This is a genomic window from Acetobacter sp. (genome assembly GCF_047723915.1).
Taxonomy (GTDB): Bacteria; Pseudomonadota; Alphaproteobacteria; order Acetobacterales; family Acetobacteraceae; genus Acetobacter.
Genome location: NZ_JBDOBQ010000029.1, coordinates 1 through 24,882, shown reverse-complemented (window position 1 = coordinate 24,882; position 24,882 = coordinate 1). Strand labels below are relative to the sequence as shown.

General features: G+C 65.2%; 29 protein-coding genes. 28 read left to right on the top strand and 1 reads right to left on the bottom strand.

The window, feature by feature from the left end; genetic code table 11:
* Positions 1-191: 191 nt before the first annotated feature.
* Positions 192-1,235, bottom strand: a complete 1,044-nt coding sequence (locus ABF990_RS12795; protein ID WP_415491728.1) for a S24 family peptidase — start codon at positions 1,233-1,235, stop codon at positions 192-194.
* A 234-nt stretch (positions 1,236-1,469) separates the two neighbouring features.
* Between ABF990_RS12795 and ABF990_RS12790 the strand changes: the two genes are divergently transcribed.
* The 28 genes from ABF990_RS12790 to ABF990_RS12655 form a co-directional block, all read left to right on the top strand.
* A complete protein-coding gene (locus ABF990_RS12790; protein ID WP_415506641.1) occupies positions 1,470-2,591 on the top strand; it encodes a DUF1376 domain-containing protein in 1,122 nt (373 codons plus the stop codon).
* A gap of 356 nt (positions 2,592-2,947) precedes the next feature.
* Positions 2,948-3,385, top strand: coding sequence for a hypothetical protein (locus tag ABF990_RS12785; protein ID WP_415500641.1), 438 nt, complete (start codon positions 2,948-2,950; stop codon positions 3,383-3,385).
* Positions 3,386-3,425: 40 nt separating this feature from the next.
* Positions 3,426-3,959, top strand: a complete 534-nt coding sequence (locus tag ABF990_RS12780; protein ID WP_415500640.1) for a hypothetical protein — start codon at positions 3,426-3,428, stop codon at positions 3,957-3,959.
* 197 nt (positions 3,960-4,156) lie between these two features.
* Positions 4,157-4,636, top strand: a complete 480-nt coding sequence (locus ABF990_RS12775) for a hypothetical protein (RefSeq protein WP_415500639.1) — start codon at positions 4,157-4,159, stop codon at positions 4,634-4,636.
* Complete coding sequence (locus ABF990_RS12770) at positions 4,611-5,045, top strand: hypothetical protein (RefSeq protein ID WP_415491734.1); 435 nt, start codon at positions 4,611-4,613, stop codon at positions 5,043-5,045. The genes ABF990_RS12775 and ABF990_RS12770 overlap by 26 nt, the downstream gene beginning before the upstream one ends.
* The gene (locus ABF990_RS12765; protein ID WP_415500637.1) at positions 5,042-6,316 is read left to right on the top strand and encodes a PBSX family phage terminase large subunit; all 1,275 of its coding nucleotides are present in this window, start codon (positions 5,042-5,044) and stop codon (positions 6,314-6,316) included. Before ABF990_RS12770 ends, ABF990_RS12765 begins: the two co-directional genes overlap by 4 nt.
* Complete coding sequence (locus tag ABF990_RS12760; protein ID WP_415500636.1) at positions 6,313-7,980, top strand: DUF1073 domain-containing protein; 1,668 nt, start codon at positions 6,313-6,315, stop codon at positions 7,978-7,980. The genes ABF990_RS12765 and ABF990_RS12760 overlap by 4 nt, the downstream gene beginning before the upstream one ends.
* A 54-nt stretch (positions 7,981-8,034) precedes the next feature.
* Positions 8,035-8,967 (top strand): hypothetical protein, encoded by a 933-nt coding sequence (locus tag ABF990_RS12755; RefSeq protein WP_415506640.1) that lies wholly within the window; start codon positions 8,035-8,037, stop codon positions 8,965-8,967.
* 180 nt (positions 8,968-9,147) lie between these two features.
* Positions 9,148-10,434: a DUF2213 domain-containing protein gene (locus ABF990_RS12750; RefSeq protein ID WP_415500635.1), complete on the top strand. Its 1,287-nt coding sequence runs from the start codon at positions 9,148-9,150 to the stop codon at positions 10,432-10,434.
* 12 nt (positions 10,435-10,446) lie between these two features.
* Entirely contained in the window at positions 10,447-10,938 is a 492-nt protein-coding gene (locus ABF990_RS12745) for a hypothetical protein (RefSeq protein WP_415500633.1), read from the top strand.
* Positions 10,939-10,950: 12 nt separating this feature from the next.
* A complete protein-coding gene (locus ABF990_RS12740) occupies positions 10,951-12,012 on the top strand; it encodes a hypothetical protein (protein WP_415500632.1) in 1,062 nt (353 codons plus the stop codon).
* A 5-nt stretch (positions 12,013-12,017) separates the two neighbouring features.
* Positions 12,018-12,542, top strand: coding sequence for a hypothetical protein (locus tag ABF990_RS12735; protein WP_415500631.1), 525 nt, complete (start codon positions 12,018-12,020; stop codon positions 12,540-12,542).
* Complete coding sequence (locus tag ABF990_RS12730) at positions 12,539-12,997, top strand: DUF4054 domain-containing protein (RefSeq protein WP_415506639.1); 459 nt, start codon at positions 12,539-12,541, stop codon at positions 12,995-12,997. Before ABF990_RS12735 ends, ABF990_RS12730 begins: the two co-directional genes overlap by 4 nt.
* A 45-nt stretch (positions 12,998-13,042) precedes the next feature.
* Positions 13,043-13,447 (top strand): hypothetical protein, encoded by a 405-nt coding sequence (locus ABF990_RS12725; RefSeq protein ID WP_415506638.1) that lies wholly within the window; start codon positions 13,043-13,045, stop codon positions 13,445-13,447.
* A complete protein-coding gene (locus ABF990_RS12720) occupies positions 13,444-13,971 on the top strand; it encodes an LIC_12616 family protein (protein WP_415506637.1) in 528 nt (175 codons plus the stop codon). The genes ABF990_RS12725 and ABF990_RS12720 overlap by 4 nt, the downstream gene beginning before the upstream one ends.
* A 3-nt stretch (positions 13,972-13,974) precedes the next feature.
* A complete protein-coding gene (locus tag ABF990_RS12715) occupies positions 13,975-15,399 on the top strand; it encodes a DUF3383 family protein (RefSeq protein WP_415506636.1) in 1,425 nt (474 codons plus the stop codon).
* Between the two features lie 2 nt (positions 15,400-15,401).
* Entirely contained in the window at positions 15,402-15,836 is a 435-nt protein-coding gene (locus ABF990_RS12710) for a phage tail fiber protein (RefSeq protein ID WP_415491747.1), read from the top strand.
* Positions 15,836-16,306 carry a hypothetical protein gene (locus ABF990_RS12705; RefSeq protein WP_415506635.1) on the top strand — a complete coding sequence of 157 codons (471 nt, stop codon included), beginning with the start codon at positions 15,836-15,838 and terminating at the stop codon, positions 16,304-16,306. The genes ABF990_RS12710 and ABF990_RS12705 overlap by 1 nt, the downstream gene beginning before the upstream one ends.
* Before the next feature lie 128 nt (positions 16,307-16,434).
* A complete protein-coding gene (locus tag ABF990_RS12700) occupies positions 16,435-17,898 on the top strand; it encodes a hypothetical protein (RefSeq protein WP_415506634.1) in 1,464 nt (487 codons plus the stop codon).
* 154 nt (positions 17,899-18,052) lie between these two features.
* Positions 18,053-18,811, top strand: a complete 759-nt coding sequence (locus ABF990_RS12695) for a hypothetical protein (protein WP_415506633.1) — start codon at positions 18,053-18,055, stop codon at positions 18,809-18,811.
* Positions 18,811-19,155: a hypothetical protein gene (locus tag ABF990_RS12690; RefSeq protein WP_415500824.1), complete on the top strand. Its 345-nt coding sequence runs from the start codon at positions 18,811-18,813 to the stop codon at positions 19,153-19,155. Before ABF990_RS12695 ends, ABF990_RS12690 begins: the two co-directional genes overlap by 1 nt.
* A complete protein-coding gene (locus ABF990_RS12685; protein ID WP_415500825.1) occupies positions 19,148-20,125 on the top strand; it encodes a baseplate hub protein in 978 nt (325 codons plus the stop codon). Before ABF990_RS12690 ends, ABF990_RS12685 begins: the two co-directional genes overlap by 8 nt.
* Complete coding sequence (locus tag ABF990_RS12680) at positions 20,115-20,756, top strand: baseplate assembly protein (RefSeq protein ID WP_415500826.1); 642 nt, start codon at positions 20,115-20,117, stop codon at positions 20,754-20,756. Before ABF990_RS12685 ends, ABF990_RS12680 begins: the two co-directional genes overlap by 11 nt.
* A 137-nt stretch (positions 20,757-20,893) precedes the next feature.
* Complete coding sequence (locus ABF990_RS12675; protein WP_415491524.1) at positions 20,894-21,247, top strand: hypothetical protein; 354 nt, start codon at positions 20,894-20,896, stop codon at positions 21,245-21,247.
* Between the two features lie 19 nt (positions 21,248-21,266).
* Positions 21,267-22,451, top strand: coding sequence for a baseplate J/gp47 family protein (locus tag ABF990_RS12670; protein ID WP_415500836.1), 1,185 nt, complete (start codon positions 21,267-21,269; stop codon positions 22,449-22,451).
* Complete coding sequence (locus ABF990_RS12665) at positions 22,451-23,026, top strand: DUF2612 domain-containing protein (protein ID WP_415500827.1); 576 nt, start codon at positions 22,451-22,453, stop codon at positions 23,024-23,026. The genes ABF990_RS12670 and ABF990_RS12665 overlap by 1 nt, the downstream gene beginning before the upstream one ends.
* A complete protein-coding gene (locus ABF990_RS12660) occupies positions 23,026-24,294 on the top strand; it encodes a hypothetical protein (protein WP_415500828.1) in 1,269 nt (422 codons plus the stop codon). Before ABF990_RS12665 ends, ABF990_RS12660 begins: the two co-directional genes overlap by 1 nt.
* 2 nt (positions 24,295-24,296) lie before the next feature.
* The coding region (locus ABF990_RS12655) for a hypothetical protein (RefSeq protein WP_415506632.1) at positions 24,297-24,882 on the top strand (586 nt) is incomplete at its 3' end.

Genomic DNA, 24,882 nt, shown 5'->3' with positions numbered 1-24,882 from the left:
CCGCTCCTTCGCCTCTTACCCGGCTTAGTGTGCGATAATAACGCACATACGGTCAAGCGGAAAAAACGTACAGATTGTGCGTGTATGGAGCGGTGCGCTCGACATACGGTCAGGCCGTGCCGGATTGGGGGGAGGTTTGTGCGGGGTTGGGCTGGCTGGGGCCCGAGCCGGGCCGAACGGTGTCGCCCCGCCTATTTCCAGGTCCATTTGCCCACGACACGGCCGTTGATGCTGATTTCATCAAGTGTCAGTTCATAGGTGGAATAGGCGGGATTGATGCTCATGATCCGCACCAGCCGGGGGTCCTCCGTGCCGGGCAGCAGTTCCAGCCGTTTGAGCACAAGGCCGAACCCGTCCCACAGAACATAAACACCGGGGGGGGATGGGATCTGGTGCGCGGTATCCACCAGCACCCGGTCGCCTGCTTGGTAGTCGGGTTCCATGCTGTCGCCCGCGACACGGATAATGGCCAGCGAATCCGGCGTTTCTGTAAAGGACGCGATATAGCTGCGCGGCAGGTTCCAGTGTTCCACCGGGTGCAGCCCGTCCTGTGGGGCGCATAAGACCGGCACTGTGCCCGGCCCGGCAGAGGTAATCACGTCGTATTCCGGTATGGCTACCTGGCTGGGCAAAGGCTGGGGCAGGGACCGAGACCGGGGCTGTGCGGGGTGGCTGCTGGCATTGGCACCCGTGGCAGGCGGTGGCTCCCCTCCCGCCCCATGGCCAGATGCGGGTGCGGCCCCGGAATTGCGCCCGGAATCGCCTTCAAGGTGGCCGCCGTAACCCTCCCCATAACCCTCGACGGAACCGGGCCGTGACTCGTCCCGTGAGCCGCCCCCAAAGCCGCCGCCGGGGCCAGCGCCCATGGTGTGTCCCATGTCGTGCCCCGTGGCATATCCCGTGCCCATGCCGGAGCGCGTGGCAGGGCCGGATGGCGCGCCAGCAGGCGGGTGCGCGCGCCGGGCTGTGGCTGTCAGGCCGGATTCGCCGGCGCTTACACCGGCAAGATTCCAGACCTCGTTGGCGGTAATGGGCGGGGTGCCGCGCCCGGACAGCACGGGCACCATCGCCTTGACCATGCCAAGGGGCAGCACCTCTTTCTTGTACGTGGTCTCATACGTGCGGTAGGACGAGAATTTCTCCCCATAGCCTACGGCGCGCGCGAAATCGCGAATGGTGTAGCCCGCGCGTTCGCGCAGGGCTTTCAGCCTGTCTGTAATACGGGATCCGGTCATGCGCCTACTATGTGCGAAAAGATCATACATGTCAGTGCGGAAAAAACGCTTGCACGCTGTGTGGAATAATAGCACACTTTGTGCATGAAACCAGCACAAAGTGTTCGTGGCGCCATGACAGACCAGCCTCCCCCGCCTTTGGGTCCTGCTTCCGCACAATTAACGCCGTCATATGCACTGCCCGATGGGGCGTCGTTCCCCGATGGGTTGTCGCCTGAACGTTGTGGCGTGCCCGTGCAGGGGAGTGATCCGGCCGTACAGCCCCTGACCCCGCCGGACTGCGACCTGAGGGGGCTGCCCTTCATGCCGCTGGACACGGTGCGTCTGCTCGACAGCGACCTGTTTGCCCTGAGCACGGGCGCGGAGTTCAAATCGGCCGTGGCGTTATGGTGCAAGGCTTGGCAGCAGGTGCCTGCCGCAAGCCTGCCCGATCATGACCGGGTTCTGGCCCATCTGTCCGGAGCGGGAGCGGATTGGCCCCAAGTGCGCGCCATGGCCCTGCATGGGTGGATCACCTGCGCCGATGGCAGGCTTTACCATCCCGTTCTGGCGGACAAGGCCGCCCATGCGTGGAAAGGTCGCCTGGCCCAGCGCGCCCGCGCGGCCCGCCGCTGGCACCCTGCGGGCTCAGGGCCAGACACCAGTCCTGACCCCACGACCCGCAACGGGGCGCAGGGCGGGGCTGCCCCACGGGGCGACCTACAGGTCGATATACGGACCGATGCCGCCGCATATGCCCCGCGTCATGCAAGGGAGAGTACAAGAGAGAGTACAAGGAAAAGTACAAGTCAAAGGGACAGTCATAAGGACAGTTCAGGGCTGGACGCCGCAAAAAATGCCAGCCCGCCTGTCGCGGATGGTACGCTCCGCTCTGCCATGCCTGCGTTCCCGACGCGCGATGTTGCCGCGCCTTCCGGCGGGGCCGGGCAGCAGGCTGTGGAAGGGGCTGCTGACAGGTCTGCACCGCTTTGCAATGGCGGGTCCGGTGGCGGCAGGCGCGCCGTCATGGCGGTCAAGGGGCGGGGCACCCGCCGGCCACACGACTGGAAACCAGACGACAAAGACAGAGGTTTTGCGCAGGGTCTGGGGCTGAACGCGGCCGGTACGGCGGAACGGTTCGTGGATTACTGGCTGGGTGTGCCGGGGGCCAAAGGGTGCAAGGCCGACTGGGCCGCCACATGGCGGAACTGGTGCCGCCGCGAACGGGCGGGGCAGGCGCATACCATTTCCGTTCCGGCAGGTTCGCTCCGCCCGGCGGACGCGGCACGCGCAGCGGGTGCGCGTGCCAGACCTGCCCACCCGCTGGAGGAACAGGCCCGGCGTCTTGCCCAACGCCTGAGGGGTGAGCAACCATGACCCCCGCTTTGCCAACCGGCCTGCGCCATGCCGACCAGCAAACATCAGGCCACCCCGCCGGGCCTGCATCAATGCCGCCCCGCACGCACCGTGTCCCATATGACGTGCCACGTAGCCCCGATACCGGGGGCAGAAGCGCCGACACCGGGCGTGATGAGGGGCCCGGCAAGGAGCGCTACACGGCGCACGGCGTCGGTCACAACGCGCACAATCGCAAAATGAAGGCCACGGTATGCGACACGGGGCATGCACAGGCCACTGTACATTGCAGGACGCACGGCAGGGATTGCACCCCGGGGCAGGCTGGCCGATGCGGGCTGCCTCTTTCCCCTCAGCCCGTGGGGGCTGCCGGTGGGTTGGCTGCGCTGCCGCAACCCGGCCCGGCTCTGGCAGGGTATCTGGCGGGGTATCGGCCCGGCGGATTTACCCCGCCCGAAGTGCTGCTGCATGAAGCCGGAACCCTGCTGCCCCGCATAGAACAGGCTCTGGCCCCCATGCCCCACGCCATGTTGCACGCGCGGGTATATGATTTTGCCGAAATCCTGAATGCCGGCGTGGCAAACCCCTTGCCCGGTGTCGCGCTGGAACTGCGCAGCCAGGCACTGCTTGCGGTCTGTTCGGACCTGCCTGCCGCCGTGTGGGTCGGCACGGTCTGGCATGATGCGTTATGCCAGTTCAGGTTTTTCCCGTCCGCAGCGGAAGTGCGGGATTTTCTGCACGGCCGCTGCGCAGCGCTATACGGCATGGCGGCCTGCCTGCGGCTGATGCTGGCGCAGGCAGAAAAACGTACTTAATTTTTGACAAAATTCCAGATAAAAAAGAGATATATCGGATATGAGACAGAGCATACACCCCAATGCCCCCACACCAGAAAGGCTGGCCCATTCCACCTTTGCCACGGGTGCCGCGGATGTGCCTTTTCGGGTTCTGGGCACGGTACAGGCCCTGCTGGGTGCGCGCGATATCGGGCAGGACGCGGCCAACGCGGCGGAACGCTGGTACAGGGACTGGGCTTTTGCCTACGAGGATGTGGTTGAATTTGCCGCCGGCCATGTGGCGGATACCACCACCCGGCACGACGCGGTGTCGTGGCAGTTGACCCGTGGCCGCGCTGCCGCCCGCCTTGGCGCGGTGCGCGCGGCCCTGGGGGCCTGCACGGAAATACGCCTGCGGCTGATGCTGGTGCAGGAACTGTCCTTTGTGCAGATCGGGCGTGTTCTGTTCCCGCATTTGTCCGAAGCCCGCGCGCGGCTGAAAGCCTCTGCCCAGTGTGCGATGGTGCTGGAGCAGCTTGAGGCCTTTTATGCGGGGCGGGGTGACAGGGCGGGTGCAACAGCCACGCGGCCAGCTTCGGTGCCGGACGTATAAGGAGTAAGAAAATAAAAGACTGTAAAAAGATTTATCCTGAAAAACACAAAAAAAATCTTGCAGGCTGCGCGCAGCTTTGGTATAGGTTTTCTTACATTGGAATTTCTGTGCCGCACAGCCGCCTTCGGGCGGCTTTTTTTATGGCCGGTTTCCGCCGTGGCCTCTGGGCATCCGGCGGCATGATTTCGGAAAAAAACATGACAGATCAGATCAACTGCGCGGATATCGTACGTCTGCGCCGGTACGACGCCGTTTGTGTGGCGGTCAGCCGCCATGCCTGCACAATGTGCTTTCTGGTGCCGGATTCGGAAAATACGCGGCACAGGGCGGATATATCCCTGTCCATGATCGAGGCCGCGCAGGCCGGTCTGGCGCCCGACCAGCGCGTGCGGTGTGTGGGCCGCCCCCAACCCGGCCTGCGGCTGGCGGGGGCGGTGGTGGGGCGTATGCCACCGCAGGCCATGCGCCGTATCCAGGCCATGCTTGCGCGTGAAAACGCTCTTGCCGCCGCCGAACAGGTGGCAGGGCCGTGGCGCGGCCCCGTGCCGGTCGCGCGTATGCAGGGGCATGCGTATTGTCCCCCTGTGGGGCTGGACCGTCCGGGTACTGTCGCGCGTGGGCGAAACGGGGTTGGCGTCGGGCAGGTGGGGCATGGTCGGGAAAACGGACGAGCCTGACGGCGGGGGTGGCCCCGTATCGCCCGAGCAATGGCGGCAGGTGCTCAGCCTGACGGAAGAAGGACAGAGCCTGCGCGATATTGCCCGGCAACCCGGCATGCCTGCATGGCCGGTGCTGCGCCACCATGTGCGGCGTAGCGGCGGGGCTGCCGCGTCATACGCCCGGGCGCGCATGCTCGCGGCCGAAGCGTTCGAGGACAGGTTGCTGAAAGAGCTTGAAACTGTCAGGGGGGATGACACCGCCGCCCTGCGCCTGCGGATCGATACGTTGAAATGGCTTATGTCCAAACGGGCACCGTCCCGCTACGGCGACAAGGCCGGGGCGGATGCACAGGCCACCGCCACACGTCCCGCACCACCGGGTGTGATCCGCCGTGTCATTGTCGATCCCGGTCAGGAGATATCGTGAAAAAACCCAGATCGCACACGGCGCGCGCCAGCGTGCTGGATATGCCGACCGCGCGCGTTTTCGCGCCCCTGCTTGGCCCGTGCCGTTACAAGGGAGCTTACGGTGGGCGCGGGTCGGGCAAGTCGCATTTTTTTGGCGAATGCGTGGTGGAGGAACATCTGCGCCTGCCCGGTCACCGCACGGTCTGTATCCGCGAGGTGCAGAAATCCATGGAACGGTCGTCGCGGCAGTTGATCATAGACAAGATCGAACAGCATAACCTGCACGGCCTGTTCGATATCCAGGACCGGGTCATTCGTACACCGGGTGACGGTATCATTATTTTCCAGGGTATGCAGGCGCATACGGCAGACAGTATCAAGTCGCTCGAAGGCTTTGATCGCGCGTGGGTAGAGGAAGCGCAGTCCCTGTCCGCCCATAGCTGGCGGCTGCTGCGCCCCACGCTGCGCAAGGCCGGTTCGGAAATATGGGCAAGCTGGAACCCGACATCGGAGCAGGATGCGGTGGACGCGTTTTTTCGCGGTGCCGGTTCGGACAGGGCGGATCTTGTCGCCGTGCGCGCCAACTGGGCGGATAATCCGTGGTTCAGCACCGGCACGCTGGAAGCCGAACGCCAGGCCGATGCCCGCACCCGACCCGAGGAATACGACCATATCTGGGAGGGGGCGTATCGCACGGTCTCGGACGCGCTGGTTTTTGCGGGCCATGTGCAGGTACGCGCGTTTGAAACACCCGACAGCATTCGCCCGTATTACGGTGTGGACTGGGGTTTTGCAAAAGATCCGCTGGCGGCCCTGCGCTGCTGGATAGAGGGCGGCGTGCTGTATATCGATTACGAGGCAGGCGGGCAGGGCATAGAGCTGGACCGTATTCCCGCCGTGCTGGACACCGTGCCCGGTGCCCGCCAGTGGCCATGGAAGGCAGACGGCGCACGGCCCGAAACCATCCGCTTTCTGGCCCGGCATTACGGGTTCAAAATCACGGCGGCGCGCAAATGGCCCGGCAGTGTGGAAGACGGCATAGCCCGGCTCAAGACATTCGAACGTATTGTCGTGCACCCGCGCTGCGTGCGTGTGGCGGCGGAGTTCCGGCAATACGCCTACAGGGTGGACCCGCATACGGACGACATCCTGCCCATGGTGGCGGATGCCCACAACCACTGGATGGACGCCCTGCGTTACGCGCTGGACGGCCTTATTCACAACCGGCGCGGCCTGCCCCGTTTTACGGCGGATGGCGTGCGCTCAATAGTGCGAGCAGGTCAGGCATGACAAAAGGTTTTCTTTCTACCGGATTGCGTCGCAGGCTGGAGCATGCGCACCCCCCAAGGGTTGAGCCCCGCCTGGAGCCGGCATCCGGCGCCCGCCCGCCTGCCGGGAGCGGGTCATGTCCCGGGGTTGGCGGTTCCGTGGGCGGGGTGGCAGGGATGGCCGGGGCGCGCAGGGGGCTGTTTGCCCGGCTGGCGCGGGGCATGGCGGGCTATGGCGCGTCCGGCCCGGCCCAGCCGCGGCATATGCCGGTGGCGGACACATTGTTCGCACCCTATCGCCCGCCAGAGGGGGTGCTGGGGCGTGCGGCTGTATCCGCCCCGGCACTTGCGGCCGATAACGGGGCGGAGAATGGAGCGTACGGGGCGGCAGCGCGCTTTGCCGCAGCCCAGTTCAGCCTGGGCGGGGGTATGCTGGCCGACGGGCTGCCCTTTCGGGGGTATGCCAACCTGGCAGCCATGATGCTGCGGGCGGAATTTCGCAAACCGGTTGAAATTATCGCGCGGGAAGCCACGCGCCAGTGGGTCCGCCTGCGGTGCGTGCAGACCCGCCCGGGATATGAGCCACCCGCGCAGACGGCGGCGCGCCTGCACGCGATCGAAATGGAGTTTGCCCGCCTGAACGTGCGCGATCTGGTGCGCAGGCTGGCCGTTCATGCCTTGGGCTACGGCATGGGCCATGTCTGGATCGGGCTGAAAGGACCGGCGGGCACGCCGGCCGCGCAGGCCCTGCCGTTGCGGCTGAACAGCCATGGGGTGGGCCGTGGCCAGCTCGACCGGCTGACCCTGATCGACCCGGTCTGGACCACGCCCAACAGCTACAACGCCACCAACCCCATGGCGGAGGATTATTACCGGCCAGCCGACTGGTGGGTGCAGGGCACGCTGGTCCATGCCACCCGCCTGCTGAACATGGTGCCATACGACGTGCCGGACCTGCTCAAGCCTGCCTATAACTTTGGCGGCCTGGCCCTGCCGCAGATGCTGGAAGCCTATGTGCATAACTTTTTGCGCACGCGCCAGTCGGTCTCGGACATGATCAGCAATTACGCAACCCGCGTGCTGCGCACCGACATGGCAGGCAGTATGAGCGAGCAGGGCGGCCCACCCGAGCTTGACGCCCAGGGCATTACGGCCCGGCTTGCCGCCATGACGGCGTGGCAGAACAATAACGGCACCTTCGTTCTGGACCGTGAGACCGAGGATTTCGCGGTAAACGCGGCCCCGCTCTCGGGCCTTGCGGATTTGCAGGCCCAGGCGCAGGAATTCATGGCCTCGGTTCCGGGTATTCCGCTGGTCAAGCTGTTCGGTATCCAGCCGCAGGGGCTCAATGCCTCATCGGAAGGGGAAATCCGCGTTTTTTACGACGAAATAGCAGCCTTTCAGCAGGCGCATATCGCCCCCGTCCTGCGCGCGATCCTGACACTGGTGCAACTGAACCTGTGGGGCAGCGTGGACAGCACGCTCGATTTCGAGTTCGTGCCGCTGTGGCAGATGTCGGAACAGGAAACGGTGGCTATGGAGCGCCAGAAAGCCGAGGCGGATGACGCCAATATCCGCGCTGGCAAGATTACCGCGCAGGAAGCCCGCGCGCGGGAGGCAGCGGATGCCGCAAGCCTGTATCGCACGCTCAACCTGGGTGCCGCCCCCAAGGCGGTAATGCCGTGACGTAGGAGAAAGGAGGACGCTTTCCCTACGACATGGCTTTTTTATTACAATGGCGTGGTTGAATCCAGGGGCAGGATATTTCGATATGCGGATTTTCTCGAAGAGTCTGAAAAAATTCCTCAAGATGGGTTTCAGCTTTCAACCGGAATAGCGGAAGAGCGCAGTCTGGATGGCATTGATGCGGCAGATATTATGGATGCCTGTTGCGATATGGTTGCCGTGGATTTGGGGGGGGCGGTTTTTCCCGATAGTTCCTTAATAAAAGGCAGGGTCTCCGTATCATTCCCGTTAGCTTTTTGTTGTCTTGCGCTTTTTGCTGTGGCAACCGTTGCTGGGTACACCGGCGCGCGATTGGACCAGTACTCCCGTCACATTGGCCATGCGGCAACAGGGCGTAATACCGTCTCTTTTTTGTCCATGTGCTGTCGGGATCATCCGCCGGGGCTGGGGGGATGCTCCGATGTGGGGCGGATCATGTCATTTTACCCTGTGTTCGGAATAACGTATTCTTCAACCTTCATATTTAAAAACCGTGTTCTGACTGATTGTGTAGAATCACCGCTTGACACCGCGCGCAGCATAGGGCACAAAACAAGAACAATGGACGAGTTGCGGCCGCTCCAGTGTTGCGGGCAGGATGTGGGCTGCCATGAAAATATTTGCATCTTCTGTAGGGTGATAGGCCGGAGCTGCTGGTTTCTCTGGTCTGGGCGGCTGTGTTATTCATGGCGTGCGCCAGTACGCCGGTTTTTCCGCCCTGAAATGGAGAACCCTGCCACCATCGCCCGGTTACTGTCGTTCTGGCAATCTGCTCGGCCTGTTCTGCACGCAGTATTTCAGATCGTTGTGTTTTTCTGGCAATTTACGTTTTCTGTCTGGCGCCGTGCTGGCGCGTCTATTCGGGGTGGTTCTGGTTCCCGGTCACAAGGGGGCAGCCAGTTTATGTCCGCGCTGGTATCTGTCAGGCATTTTAAAACGGATCGATAGAAAGCGTGCTGCACGCCACCTTCTGCCAGAAGGGGGGCGTTTTTTATCACCATGGATGTTGCGCGGACTGTGTCGGGGGTGGCCTGCGCATGTCCCGCACGCATTTGCCAGCCATGCCGGGTGATTGCACCGGGTACGAAAACCTGATCCCAGGCGCGGGATAATCAAAAAGGATAGTCAATGGTGGAACAGGTTTTCAGCCTCGCGCTGGACCGTGCGGGTTCGGTGCGGCTGACGGATGAAGACGGCCGCCTGCATGTGGCGACAACGCCAATCAGCAAGGCCACGGTCAACAGTTATTACGGGCGTGAAATTCCCGGCTTTCAGGGGCTGGGGCTGGCGCCGGACAGGCTCTACCGCCTGCTGCGCGACCCGGCTGAACTTGAAAAAGCAGCCGACAGTTTCAACGCCTTGCCGGTTCTGGCCGAACATGCCCACGTGACCGCCCAGGACCCCCGGCCCGATCTGGTGGTGGGGGCACTGGGGACGGATGCGGCGTTTGCCCCGCCCTACCTGACCAACGCGCTGATGGTCTGGAACGCGGATGCCATAGAGGGCATTCGTTCGGGTACGCAACGTGAACTGTCCTGCGCGTATCGTTACGTGCCGGTCATGGAACCGGGTGAGTATGACGGCCAGAAGTACGATGGCCGCATGACCCAGATTCGCGGCAACCATGTCGCTCTGGTCCGCGCCGGGCGCGCTGGACCGGATGTGCTGGTGGCCGACGAAAAACCAGAGGAAAACAGAATGGATGTTTCGCTACCGGCAGCGTCGCGCGCTGCCAGGGGGGCTACCCCGGCTTTGGATGATACGGCCGGTGCGGCCCGCACCGCCGGGCAGGTTTTTGCCTTGCTCGGCACGGCTCTTGCTTCGGGGCGGCTGAGCCTGAACGCGCCCGTGTCGGCCCTGCGTGCCTGTCTGGACGGGTTCGAGACCCCGGGCTGTGGGGCCGATCCTGCACGGTCTGCAAACGATCTTTCAGGAAAGGATGGCGCAAATCCCCTTGGCATGCCGGATCATGCCGCGGGCGTTGCGGCGGAACCCGCAGGCAACCCGCAGCTCCCTGCCAGTGAGGCAGCGCAGCCGCCGGATCTGGCGCGTGACCAGGCCGTATGCGTGGCGGTGGACGCCGCGTTACGTGCCGAACGCACCCGCACCGCGCAGGTGACCGAGGCCCTGGCGCTGGCCCGCCCGCTGGTGGGCGAGGTGCTGGGTATGGACAGTGCCGAGGACATTCTGCGCTACGCCCTGCACGAACGCGGGGTGGAGACGCAGGGTGTAAACCTGCCGGGGCTTAAGGCGCTGGCTCTGGCGCAGGGCAGCCACGCGCTGTGCGGCACGCCCGGCACGCCCGGGGCTTCTGGCGCGGGTGCTGCTGACAGTGCGCCCCGCCATATGGTGGCCGGCACGCGGGCTTCGGCTCTTTCCACCCGTTATGGCGTTGCGACGCCACGCAAGTTTTAAGGAGAGCAGGCAATGCCTTTTCCAAACAGTGTGCATTACAACTGGCCCGCGGGTTTTCCCGGCGCGTGGGCGACCGATAACCCGCGCCGCTTTGTGGTGCCCGGCCCCAACGGTTTTCGGGCCGGGGCCGGTGGGGTGGCAGTGGCGGCTTTTGCCTGGGTGCAGGCCGATGGTGTGAGCGTGCTCAACACCGGCGCCACGGCACCCAACGGTCTGGTCTGCCGGACCCAGCAGGGTGTGATGACGGGGTTCATGCAGGACGCGGGCATGACCGTGCCCGAAGGTTTTGGCGTGGCCCTTGCCGCGGGGGGTGACGTGTTCGTCCTGTCCACCACGGCCGCCAGCATCGGGCAGGCGGTCTATGCCGCCACGGCCGATGGCACGGTGCAGACCGGCCCCGCGGGCACGCCGCCGTCCGGCACGGTGGAAACCGGCTGGGTTGTCGCACGCGGCGGGGCCGCGGGGTTGCCTATCATTATCACCGGCCCGGCTGCGGCGGTTTAAGGAATGACCAGCATGACTGCATTTTTCAGGAACGACGCCTCCACCCTTGCACGGGACTGGGGTATTCACCTGCCCGGTGTCCAGGGCTATTTTTCCGAAATGGCGATGGATGCGGGCCTGCCCGCCTACGCCCCCGTTACCGCGCCCAACAGCGCCATTCCGGCCCTGTTCACCACCTATACCGACCCCGCGATCATTCGGGCGCTGGTAACCCCTACCCGGTCCGAGACCATTTACGGCAGCGCGAAAAAAGGGGACTGGACCACCGACAGCGCACAGTTCCCGATTGTGGAACTGGCCGGATATGCCACAGCCTATGACGATTACAGCCCGGCCGGCACGGCGGAGTCCAACGCCAACTGGGCGCACCGCCAGTCGTTCCATTTCCAGACCTGGACCCGCTGGGGCGAACGTGAGGTGGAGCGCATGGGGGCCGCGAAAATCGACTGGGTGAACCAGAAGAACATGGCCAGTATTTCGGTGCTGAACAAGAACGCCAACGCCATCAACCTGTTCGGCCTTGCAGGGCTGGAACTGTATGGCGCGCTGAACGACCCGCAACTGCCCGCAGCTCTGACCCCCGTGGCCAAGGTCGGGCCTTCGGGCAGTGCCGCGGCTGGCAACAGCTGGGCGGACGTAACCGACCCGGTTCAGGTCTATGCCGATATTCTCAAGGCTTTTGGTGCCCTGACCGCCCAGCTTGGCGGCAACCTGACGCTTGAGACCCCCATGACGCTGGTGATCCCGACCGAGCGGCAGCAGTGCCTGCTGTATACCAACCAGTATCAGGTCTCCCTCGGCGATCTGCTGAAAAAGAACCTGCCCAACCTGAAAATCGAAACCCTGCCCGAAGCCGGTACGGCGCTGGGTGGCGGGCAGGCCGCAACAACCCTCATGCAGCTTTTCGCCACCCAGGTGGAAGGGCAGGACAGCGTGACCACCGCCTTTACCGAAAAACTGCGCGCCCATGCGGTAGAGCGCTATTCCTCCAGTTTCAGGCAGAAAAAATCGCAGGGCACATGGGGAACGATCTGGTTCTACCCGCAGGCCTGCGTGACCATGGCGGGGGTCTGACGGATATGGCACAGGCACATACGCAGCGTGCCACGGCTGGCCGTGGCGGGGTTTTGGGCGACGGTGCGGCCATTCCCGCCGGTCTGTCCGGCGTGTCGTCCGCCAGCGCCCCCACGGGGGAGCGTGTCACGGTGATCTGCCGCATGCCCTCGGGGCTGGTGCTGGACCTGTATGACGGGCAGGACCTGGCGTTAAGGGCAACCTCCGCCGTGCCGGTCATGGGGCCACCCGTGCCAAAGGCCAGCGTGCGCCTGCGTGGCGCACGGCAGGACCCGCGCTTTCATGCGCGTGACAACCGGCTGCTGGGCCTTGGCGGCCGCACGGAGGTGGACCGCGCCTTCTGGGAGGCATGGCTGGCGCAGAACCCGGGCTTTGGCCCGCTCAAGGCCGGGCTGGTGTTTGCCCAGGCGCGGGAGGACGACGCCCTGGCCGAACTGGCCGAACGCGCGCCCCATCGCACGGGGCTGGAAGGGCTGGAGCCCGACAGCCTGCCCGGTATCACCCCGCTGAATGCCGGGGCCGACGGGTGAGCGGGAGCAGCACCCCGCCTGCGGCGGTAACGGTGCCGGGTGTTGCCGTGTTCGATTACGCCGCGTGGTCGGCGCTTTACCCCGCACTCGCACAGTCCGTGGGGGCGGGGCAGGCACAGGGCTATTACGATCTGGCCTGTCTGTACCTGGACAATACGCCCACCAGTCTGGTGCGCGACCTTGACCGGCGCGCGGCCCTGCTGGGCCTGCTGGTGGCGCATCTGGCAAGCCTTGGGCTGCCGCAGGAGCAGGGCGGGGCCGGGGGGCTGGTAGGGCGGGTGGCGCAGGCCACACGGGGCAGCGTCTCGGTCAGGACCGAGTTCGCAACCCTGTCCGAACGGGCGGCGTGGTTTGGCCAGACCCAGTATGGGGCGTCTTTCTGGGCGGCCACGCGCGGGCTGCGGCAGGCCCGCTACGTACCCGGCCTGCCGCAGCGCCCTGCAATCTGGCCCTGACCGGCACCGTATTTTCACAACCTGACCGATCGGGGGAACAGGACCGTGTTTTCCATTGCCGGGCGTGCGACCGCTTTCGTAAACGCGCCCATAACTGCCGTGCTGCGTTCGAGCACGGGCAACTTGGTGCAGGCCGATGGCGCGGTCATACCGCAATACAGCCAGGCCACGCTCCAGATCGAGGTGCAGGCCCTGAGCACGCAGGACCTGCGCCAGATCGACACCATCAGCCAGCAGGCGGACATGCGCGCGGTCTACCTGAACGCCCCGGTCCGCGCCCTGAACGGGCCGCTGCAACTGGGGGGCGACCTGCTGACGTTTTACGGTTCGGACTGGCTCGTGACACAGGTGCTGGAGGACTGGGGCAATGGCGAATGGGTCAAGGTGGTGGTGACACGCCAGGACCCCGCGCCAGCCGTGCCCGACCCGTCATCCACCGGTGCGGCATGAGTGCCGTGCTCGCGCCCACGCAAAGCCAGCTTTATGCGGGTATCAGGGCGTGGGTGGCCGGTCTTCTGCCCACTGGCGTGCAGGTGGTGCGGGGCCAGCAGAACCGGGCGGCCCCACCCCTGGCTGCTTTTGTCACCATGCTGATCACCGGCCGCGAACCGCTGGCCACGGCAGGCTGGCGCTATACCGCCACCACGCGCGATATCAGCGAAACAGCGTGTGTCAGCCTGCAACTGGCGGTGTTCGGGCCGGATGCCCATGACCATGCGCAGACCCTGTGCGCGGCATGGCGTGACCGGCAGGCGGCGGATTTTTTCATTCTTCAGGGCATTCCCGCAGCCCCTCTTTATGTTTCGCATGCGCGGCAGGTGCCGCTGAGTGATGGCGAACACCAGTACCAGGCGTGCTGGATGCTCGACCTGGACATGCAGGTCACATTCAGCCTGAGCCTGCCGCAGGATTTTGCAACAACGCTGTCAGCCGTCACCGTGCTGGCAGACAGACCCCACCCGCCAGAGGAGTAAACCGTGGCAGGCATTCCCATTTCCACTCTTGTTCAGGTCACGCCGGGCGTTCTTGCCGCTGGCGGGGGCCTGAACGATCTGACAGGCCTGATCCTGACCCAGAACACCGCTATCGTGCCTGCTGGCACGGTTGCCACCTATAGCAGCGCGGCCGATGTGGCCACGGCGTTTGGCGCGACCTCGGCCGAGGCCGCCATGGCCGCCGTCTATTTCGCGGGGTGCGCCAATGCCGTCATGGCCCCCGCGAGCCTGCTGTTCGGCGGTTACGCGCCCACGGCGGGCAGCGGGGCCACGGCTACCGCCACGCTGAGTGCGGGCAGTATCGGCGCGCTGACCGTAACCGCCCCCGGCACCGGCTATGTGAGTGCGCCTGTCGTCACGTTTGCGGGCGGCGGCGGCACGGGGGCCGCAGCCACCGCCACCGTGGCCGGCGGGGTGGTGACCGGCCTGAGCGTGACCGATGGCGGGTCGGGCTATACCACGGCCCCCACGGTCACGATTACCTCTGCCGACACACCCGCTGGTGCGGACCCGGCCGCGCAGATGGCGGCCCTGCGTGCGGCCAACGCGACATGGAACGGTTTTGCCCCGGCTTTTGAACCCTCCCTGCCCGACAAGCAGGCACTGGCGGGCTGGGTTGGCGCGCAGGACAATACCGTGTGGGGCGTGATCTGGGACACGGACCCCCAGGCCACCGTGCAGGCCACTGTGCAGGCCACCGGCAGCGGGGCCACGGCTTTTGGTCCGTGGCTGGTGGCCCAGGCGCTCAGTGGGGTCAGCGCCGTGTATGGCAAGGCCCCCACGGCGGCATTGTGCCTGGGCTGGATGGCGTCGCTCGCATTCGGGGCGTCGGCCGGGCGGCAGACGCTGGCCATGGTACGCGACGGCACGGGCACGCTTGAACCCGGTGTGACCGATGGCGCCACTGCCGCGATCCTGCTGGCCAACGGCTATAATTTTTACGGTGCCTATGCCAGTGGCGGGGCCGCCTTCCAGTTCCTGCGGCCGGGCAGCGTGTCGGGGCCGTTCGCCTGGGCGGACAGCTATATCAACCAGATCTGGCTGAACGCCAACCTGACGGATAACCTGGTGAACCTGCTGCTCAGCACAGGGCAGATCCCTTACAATACCGAGGGCGACACACTGGTGGCCGCAGCCGTTGCGGGCACCATTGCCCAGGCGGTGGCGTTCGGGGCCATCCAGCCCGGTGTCGCGCTCAGCACCCTCCAGCGCCAGCAGATCAACACCGCGGCGGGGCTTGCAACGGCCGCGGACAGCGTGGCCACGCGGGGGTGGTATTTCCAGCCCGGCCTGTCCACGGCGGCGTCCAGCTACCGCGTTGCCCGCACCACCCCGCCCGCGCGCCTGTGGTACGCGGACGGGCAGAGCGTGCAGTCCATTGAACTGAACAGTGTTGAGGTGCAGTAACCATGGCGCTCGATATCACGGCGGCCAACGCCATTTTCACCCTGACCGTGCCGGGCCTGTATAACGCCCCCGTCACGTTGCAGAATTTCGCCACCGATCACGCGTGGGATACGGCCGAGCAGGTCTGTTCGGAATCCGCAATGTCGATCGACGGCTACCTGAACGCGGGCTGGGTGCCCACGCCGGTGGACCAGACCATAGTTCTGTCCGCCGCCAGTGACAGCGTGCTGGTGTTCGAGGCCATTCTGGCCGCCCAGCAGACCGCGCGGGCGCTCTACCGGCTGGGGGCGGAAATCACCCTCCAGTCCACGGGGCGGAAATATACGCTGGTCAACGGTGTGCTGCATGCCCTGGCGGCCATGCCCAGTGCCGGGCGCATGCTGGCGGACCGCCGTTTTTCCGTGCGGTGGCAGGCTGTCTACCCGGCAGGTGTGTGATGGCGATCCGCGAAGTCACGGTCACGGTCCCGCAGGACGGGGCCGACAGGGGCAAGCGCTTTATTCTTACCCGCATGTCCGCCATGCGGGCCGACCGGTGGGGGCGGCACTGCCTGCAGGCCGCCATTGCCGGGGGCGGGGATATTCCCGGCCTGGACGAGGGGGCGGGGCTGGCCGGTGTGGCGGCGGTGGGGCTGGGTCTTTTCGGCGCGATGGACCCCGCCCGCATGGACGATCTGATCGACCAGCTCATGCAGTGTGTCAGCGTGCAGCCCGACCCGGCCAATCCGGCCGTACGGCGCGCGCTGCATGACAGCGATATCGAGGAAATACCCACAGTGGGGTGGTTGCAGAAGGAAGCCTTCGCCCTGCACGTGGATTTTTTCAAGGGCGTCAGCCAGTTGTTCTCCCTGCTGAACGGCATGCCGGATCAGCCCGACAGCGAGCTGCCGCCCGATACGCCAATGTAGATGCGCGCCACGGCCTGGTTGTTTCCGAAGGGCTGGCAAGCCTGCACGACCTCCAGAGCCTGTACGACAGCGAGGATTTTGAAAATCTGCTGGAAATGGCGCTGGTCAAACGTTTCAACAGGTAAACCATGGCAACGATACTCGACGCGCTGAACACCCCCGCGCGCGTGACAGGCCCCGGTATGGCGGAGCCCGGCGCGTCCCCTGCGGCGCTAGTCGCGGTGCTGGCCGCCTTGCGGCATTACCGCGCCAGCAGGGGAAAAGCCGGTCCGCCCGCGCAAAAGGGGCCGCATAAAACCATGTTTTTGCTCCCCAATACGATTGCGCAGGCAGCCTGCACGCCTCGGCCCCCGGACTCCGGCACAGGGGCCGTGGCGCAGGTAGCCGGGCCGGAGGGGGCTGCGGTTCTGGCGGCCGCGGTGGCCGCCGTCGTGGCGGCCGAACTGGCAGCCGAACTGGCCGGGCGGCGCGCCCGGCGGGGGTGGGGGCGCACGATCTCCCGTGGCAGGGGGAACGCCAGACCGACAGCCACCGTGCCGCATGGAGCCAGCCGGGAGACGGGCGGTGCGGCTGCGGGTACTGGCGCTGATGCCGGCGATGGTGCCGATAAAGGTGCCGGGGCAAACGCGGCTGGCGCGCAGCGGGGTAGTGCAGGTCGGGTGTCCGCACCCATGGGTACAAGGCACGGGGGCGGTGTGGCGTTACCGACCGGGGTTGCGCAGCCCGCACAATGGCGTTCTGCCGACAATTCCCCGGCTGCCCGGCTTGTGCCCCGGCACTGGAGCCTGCGTGCCATCCGGGCCATGGGGCGGGGCAGACTGTCGCATAAAGATGTATGGCGCAAGGGCGTTACGGCCCGCCCGCGCGCGTATGCGGCGGGGGGTGAAGATGGGGCGGCGGCAGGGCTGTCCCGGGGCTCTGGCGGGCAAAATCCGTGGCATGCCCTGCTCGGCCCGCAGGCGGACGGGGGCAGTATGGCGGCCTTCGGGCTGGGGTGCTGCATGGTCCAGCACGCTGCGGCCCGCTGGGCGGCTGGCCCGGCTGGCGCCACCGCTACCGGTCCGCGTGACGACATATCGGCTCGTGCTGGAACAGGCGTGGATCTGGCCAGCGGCGGCGTACCGGCTGTGCCGCCGGGCGGTCATGACCCCACAGGGCCCGCTGGCGATGCGGTTCGCGGGCTCGGTGGCGGCGGTTATGATGTGGCCGCATTCCCCCACCATCCTGCCCTGTTGGCGGGTGAACAGGGGGCTGGGTCGCGGCGGCCAGCGGGACGGCGGACGGGCGCGTGGAGCGGGGCCAGTATGGACGCTCAGGCCGGGGCGGGTGGCGTACTGGCCCAACCGGGCCGGGCTTATCGCGGTGTGGTTCATGCGGATATCGTCCATTACGTGACGCAGACCGCACTGGCGACCCGCCAGGTTGCCGAACGCCCCGCTGGCCCCGGCCAGGACGATACGCCAGCCCATGTGCGGGCCGATGTGAGCGTGACCGCGCCGGGCAGTCTTGCCCGCGCTGTGGGCGAGCAGGTGGAACGCCAGCTCCATACGTTGAAGATGCAGGCCCGGCAGAGCAATTTCGGCCTGCGCTAGCACCGTGCGTCCCGGCGACATCGATAAAAGAGAAGACCAGTTTCCGGGGGGCGTCCTGCCGGTCTTTTGTCCTGTCGTTCATGTGCGCCGCCGTGTTGCACGGCCTGCTTTCCTGTTTTCCTGTTTTCCTGTTTTGCATGAAAGGTCTTTTTGCATGGCGCTTGTGCCTGTCAGCCTGCCTTCGGTCTGGTCCGTGCCGGTGGCTGTCGGGGTTCCCGCGCTGCTGGGCCAGTCCGTGGCCAGCGGCGTGCGGGCTTCGGCCTCGGTCACGCTGGCAAATGCGTTTGATGAGGTCCGGATCGGCTGGGCGGATACGCAATGGGGCATTTTCACGGCGGATAATCAGCCGGTGGTGACATCGGGGCGGGTCAGGGCGCTGGACGTGCAGGTGGGGAGCGCCATTGCGACCGCGCCGCTCGAAAACGGGTCTTTCCTGTCCTATAACAAGGTGCGCGCACCTGCCCGCTACCGGGTGGAAATGCTGTGTGACGGCACAAGTGCCGGGCCGGGGGGCGCGGGCGTGACCGATCTGCTGGCCTCCGCCGCGGTCGCGGGGGTTACGGGCGGGCTGGGTGCGGGCCTGTCCATCGGGCCATCGGCGGCGTTGACCATCCGGCGCGGTTTTCTACAGGCGCTGGATGCTCTGGTGGCCGATCTGGGGTTGTACCATGTCACAACGCCCGAGACGACCTATGCCAATGTCAATGTGGTGGGATACAGCCTGCGGCGGGAGGCATTCCGGGGCGTGACCCTGCTCTGGGCGGAACTGTTTTTGCAGGAAGTGCGGCTGAGTGCGGCAAGCTTTGCCGGTGGCACGGCAGAACCCGCCGGCGCGCGCGAACAGAACGGCGGCACCGTGCAGGCGACCGATGCCAGCCTGTCCGACGCCGATATGAGCGGGAGTTTTTTCTGATGGCGCAAATCATCCCGCTCAGCCCCGTTGCGGCGCAGAGCGTGCAGGTGCCGCTTGCGGGGCAGATGGTGCAGATCGCGCTGCGGCAGAACAGCACGGGCCTGTACATGACCCTGACGCGTGACGGGGCCACGCTGCTGGCGGGTGTGCTCTGCCAGGACCGGACGTGGCTGGTGCGCAAAAGCTACCTTGGCCTGCCGGGCGATTTTGCATTCCAGGACACGCAGGGCACGTCCGACCCGGTTTATACCGCGTTGGGGTCGCGCTACGTGCTGGTCTATGCTCAGGGCCTGCATACGGTGCAAGGCAGCATGCAGGCCGGTGGCGGAGGGCAGGATGTCTGAAACAGCCCTGTCTGAAACAGCCTTGTCGGGAAAACGGATCGATGTCACCATTACATTTGCCGATGGCGGTTCGGGTGCCGGGGGTGCGTCCACCCTGACCCTGACCGGCCACCGCGTGGCCTGCCATATTCTCAGCACGGGGCTTGAAACCGGCATGATGTGCCGCCTGCGCGTGCAGGGTATGGATTTCCAGACCATGAACCGGCTGTCCGTGGCGCAGGCCGGGGTGGTGGCGCAGGGGCTGAACACTCTGGCAGTGGCGGCAGGGGACGATACGGGCGTGCTGCCGCTGGTTTTTTCCGGCGGCATTACCGATGCGTTCGTCGATTACAATGCGGCCCCCGATATTGCCTGCGAAATCCAGGCCCTGTCCGCGGCCATACCCGCGGCGGCCCCTGTCACGCCCACCTCGTTCAATGCTGATGTGGCGGTGTCCGCCATCATGCAGGCGCTGGCGGCCAAGGCGGGGCTTGGCTTTGCCAATCACGGGGTCAGCACGTCGCTGGGGGGTGGGGTGTATTACAAGGGTGCGGCACTTGAGCAGATCGATGCCTGCGCGCGGGCGGCCAATATTACCTATCATATCGGCATGGGGCTGTTATCCATCTGGCCATTTGCCCTTGCCGCGCAGTCCGCCGGGCAGGGCGTGACTGACATTTCGGCCACGACCGGGCTGATCGGCTACCCCAGCTACAGCCAGTATGGCGTAGGATTCCAGACAGTCTTTGCACCCTCAATCAATTTTCGGGACAGGGTGCGGCTGGACAGTCCCTTTTCTCCTGCCGTGGCGGCCAACGGGGCCGGGTCGGTGGGGGGCGTAAGTGGCAGCGGCATGGTGCCGCCATCCAACGGGGTATGGGTGGTGCAGAGTGTCGCGCATGATCTTCAGTCCGAAACGCCCGAAGGGGCTTGGACCACAACCATAGAGGCGGCAAGGCCCGACCTTGCCGGGCAGAATTTTGCACAATAAACTGATCGGCTCGCAACGGCCCGAGGACGCGGCCAGCCCATTCAATGTCATGAACGCGGCCATCCGCCGTGTGCTGTCCATGCTGGGCACGCCCCTGCCCGTGCGGGTGTGCGCGCTCAGGGGTGGGGGTGTGGCGGCGGTAGGGTTTGTCGATGTGCAGCCCATGGTCCACCAGCAGGATGGCGCGGGCCGCCCCATCCCGCACGGGATCATCCATAACGTGCCCTATATTCGCCTGCAGGGCGGCAGCCGCGCCATCATATGCGACCCCGGCGTGGGCGATATCGGATATATCCTTGTCAGTGGGCGGGATATTTCCAACGTCAAGGCCAACCGGGCGGAGGCGGCTCCCGGCTCCTTCCGCCAGTATGACATGGCGGATGCCGTCTATCTGGGCGGCCTGCTGAACGCGGCGCCACAGGACTATATCGGCTGGGTGGGGGGCGATGTGCATGTGCGCACCAGCGGGCGTTTCGTGATTGACGCCGCGCAATGCGACATCAACTGCGCGGTGACGGTGCAGGGGGACATAAATGCCACGGGCGATGTTACGGGCGGCTCCATCAGCCTGCGGACCCACAGGCACGGGGGCGTTCAGGCCGGTTCGGCCAGCACCGGCGCTCCCGCGTAAGGCACCCTAAAACGGGCGGGCCTGCAAGCTGTTCCGGCATGTCCTGAAAAATCCCGTTTTACACACGGCATATGTCTCGGGATTTTTTCGTCGTCTTGTTCATGCCGCCTTGTCGCGGCTTTTTTTATGGGTGTTTCATGCAGACCCTGCTTCTGGACAGAACAACCTGGGACCTGGTGCTGGATGCCAGCGGCAGCATTGCCGTGGCGTCGGACCCGTATTCCATCACGCAGGACGTGGCATCCGCCATCAGGGTTTTCATGGGGGAATGCTGGTACGATACCGCAAAAGGGCTGCCCTATGCGGGCACCATTCTGGGTCGTGCACAGTCCGTTGCGGTTTTTCGCGCGCAGGCCCAGGCGGTGGCTCTGACCGTGCCGGGTGTTGCCGCAGCACGCTGCGTCATAACCGCGCTGGGGACCGGGCGCAGGCTTTCGGGGTCCATGCTTGTCACACTTTCAGACGGAACAACACACAGTGTCGGATTCTAGCTTTATCGGAACAACGTCGGTGCCCGCCCCCACACTGTCGGACACCGGCTTTGTCGCCCCCGCCCGCAGCGATATTCTGGCCGGGGCGCTGGCGGATTTGAACGCGGCTTTCGGCAACGTGCTGAACACCGACCTGTCCACGCCGCAGGGACAGCTTGCCACGTCCTTTACCGCCGCGCTGGGCGACTGTTACGACCAGATGCTGGCGCTGTTCAACGGTGTGGACCCGGCCCGCGCGTCGGGGCGGATGCAGGACGCCATTGGCAACCTGTATTTCCTGTCGCGCAAGGGGGCCACGGCCACGGTGGTGACGGTGGTCTGCACGGGGGCGGCCGGGACCGTCGTGCCGCAGGGAACACTGGTGCAGGACACCAGCGGGCAGTCCTACGCGGCGGACGGCGCTGTGGTGCTGGACGGTACGGGCACGGGTGTCGGCACGTTTTCGTGCACGCAGACGGGGCCGGTCGTCTGCCCCGCGCAGACTGTGGGGGTCTACCAGTCCGTGCCGGGGCTGACATCGGTTACCAACCCGGCGGCAGGCGTTACGGGTGTGGCGCAGGAAAGTCGTGTGGCATTTGAAAAACGCCGCGCGGCCTCGGTCGCGGCCAATGCGCTGGGGTCCCTGAACGCCATTGCCGGCGCGGTGCAGGGGGTGGACGGCGTGAGCGCTGCGTACGTGGCCGACAACAGCACGGCCGAACCCGTGACGGTTGGCGGTGTCAGCCTTGCGGCGCGCAGCCTGTATGTGTGTGTAAACGGCGGTACGGATACGGACGTGGCCCTGGCGATCCTGAGCAGGAAGCCACCCGGCTGCGGCTATACCGGCACCACCAGCGTGACCGTAAGCGACCCCAACAGCACCTACAGCACACCGCCGCGCTATACGGTGTCGTTCACGCGTGCGGTGGCCACGCCGGTTTTTTTCGCGGTGACACTGAAAAACAGCGCGGCCGTGCCCTCAACCGCTGCCAGGGACGTGCAGGCGGCCATTGTTGCCGCGTTTGCGACCGATCCCAACGCGACCATTGGCGGCACTGTTTTTGCCAGTTCCTATTATGCGGCGGTCGCGGCCCTGGGGGGCTGGGCGCAGATTATCGAGATTACGACGGGAACTGTCGCGAATCCCGCCGGTTTTACGGCGTCGCTCACCATCGGGCAGATCCCCACGCTGGAGGCGGCCGCCATCGCGGTCACGCTTTCCTGATGCGCGACATCGAACGGACCATTCTGTCGCAATACGCGAACAGTCCCAGCCTGTGCGCCATGATCGCGGGCTGGAACCTCGCACTGGACCCGACATCCCTGCTGGACCGGTGGTACGATCTGGTGTGGAACATGCGAACCGCCCAGGGCTTCGGGCTGGATGTGTGGGGGCGTATTGTCGGTGTCTCGCGCGTGCTCAGCATCAGTTCCGAAACCTATCTCGGCTTTGCCGAAGCCAATGACCTGACGGAAGACGGGTTCAGCACCGCGCCATGGTACACGGGCCGCGCCACGACAACGAACTTCGCCCTGGCCGATGAAGGCTACCGCCAGCTGATCTATGCGAAAGCACTGGCCAATATCGCGGACTGTTCGGTCCTGTCGCTCAACCTCATCGCCATGACCCTGTTCGCGGGGCAGGGCGACGTATGGGTGCGCGACAATGGCGACATGACCATGACCTATATTTTCGATTTCGTACCGACGGATGTGCAGATCAGCATCATCCAGAACAGCGGCGTGCTGCCCCGCCCGGCGGGTGTTGGCGTGTCCTATGCGATCAGGAGTGAAGGCTGATGAAACAGTCCGACAATCTGGGCAAGTTTGGCGCGCCGATCGGGGCGCAGGCCAGTGCGGCCGATATTGCCGCCGTGCCCGATACCCAGGCCACGGCGGGGGATGGCACGGCCTCCATCGCCCTTGGCTTCCCGCCCGAAACTTTTGTCGCGCGCGGGGCGGGGGGCGTGCCACCACGCGGACAGGACATGAACGGCTTTCTCAACCGTCTGTCCCGCGCGGTGCAGGTCCTGCAGGCGGGCTACCTTGGCCCGTATGACGCGACATTTGGCGCAGCTATCGGCGGTTATCCGGCCGGGGCCATTGTCTGTGGCGCGGTTGCGGGCACGTTCTGGGTCTCCACCGCCGATGCCAACACGACGGTGCCCGGTGTGGCCGGGGCTGCGTGGCAGAGCTTTTTTGCGGGGTATATCACCCAGGCCCAGAGCGATGCGCGCTACCTGCTGCTGGCCGCGAGTGCCTTGCAGAGCGTGACTGGCCCGGTCACGTTCAGCGGGGCTGTCAAGGTCACGACCGCCCCGGCCGGCGACAGTTCTCCCTCTGTCGCCAGCACCGCGTTCGTGACGGCAGAGGTCGCGGCGGAAGCCACGACGCGTTGGGCCGCCGATCAGACCCTGCAGGCCAATATCAATGCTGAGTCGTCTCGGGCCACTGCTGCCGAGACCAGCCTGAACACCGCCAAGGTCAACCGTTCTGGCGACACCATGACAGGCGGGCTGACAGTCAATGCGGCTGGCGGAGTGCGGGTAAATTACGATCCAGGCGGGCAAACTGGCGGCCAGGTAACGCAATACGCCCGCCTGGCTTCTGTCGCAGGAGGGCGCGGAAGCAATTTCAGCATGTATGTGCAGGAACTTGTTGGCAATGCCTTTACCGCGATCCTGAACCTGACCTATCCAACCGGGTACAGGTTTTTGGCACTGAATCCGACAGGCAGGTTTACAGATTCAAGTCTGGGGGACTTCGCCTATCTCAATGACCTTCCGTTTAATATTACGGATACGAAAGTACAGCAGTTCACCGTCACAATTCCCGCCGGGGCGCAGTGCGGGTATAATCAGGCCGGCTATGTCGTGTCGTTTCCCAGGGCGTTCAGCCAGTTCATCATGGTCAACGCAAGTGATACGGGTCCTGGCTGCTATGCTGTTTCGGCGCAGGCTTCCACCACGCAGGTCAGGCTCTGGGCGCAATCCCCGCAGGCAACAAATGGCGTGACCGGTGCGGTCGGTCCGATCACGGTTGTAGTAACGGCAACAGGAATTTACTGATCATGACAGATACAACAGCGCTTGACGCGATCAAGACCATCTACCCCGCGCAGTATTATGGACAATACGATACGACACAGTCGGGCCTGACCACGCTGACCACGATCATGGATGTCTGGAACGGTCTTGATGTCTCTGGCCGGGGTATTTCCATACTGGGTCTGCCTGCCGCCGCGACCATGGTGGCCCTGAGCGCACAGCAGTTCACGCTTGCGGATCAGGCGTCGGGAATCTGGGTGCAGGGTGGGGCCCTGCTTTATCCGGCACGGTATTACGCCAGCTACGACACGACCGCGACACAGCCCACCGCCGTGACCGGCTGGTACGATACCTGGAACATGTCGAGTCTTGCCGGTGTGGCCGCGGCATCCGCCATGGTTGCGGTGGCGGCCACCGACTGGGACAATACCGCCTTCCGCCTGCCTGCAGGAAAAGGCGTGCAGAACGCGGCAATTATCGAATACACACCTCCGCCCGCCCCCGTGCCGCTGGCCACGCAGGCGGTCTCGGCTCTGGCGAGTGCGCGCGCCTATGTCAGCAACACCTACACCATGCTGAACGAGGCCACGCCCGATGCCTGGGTGACGT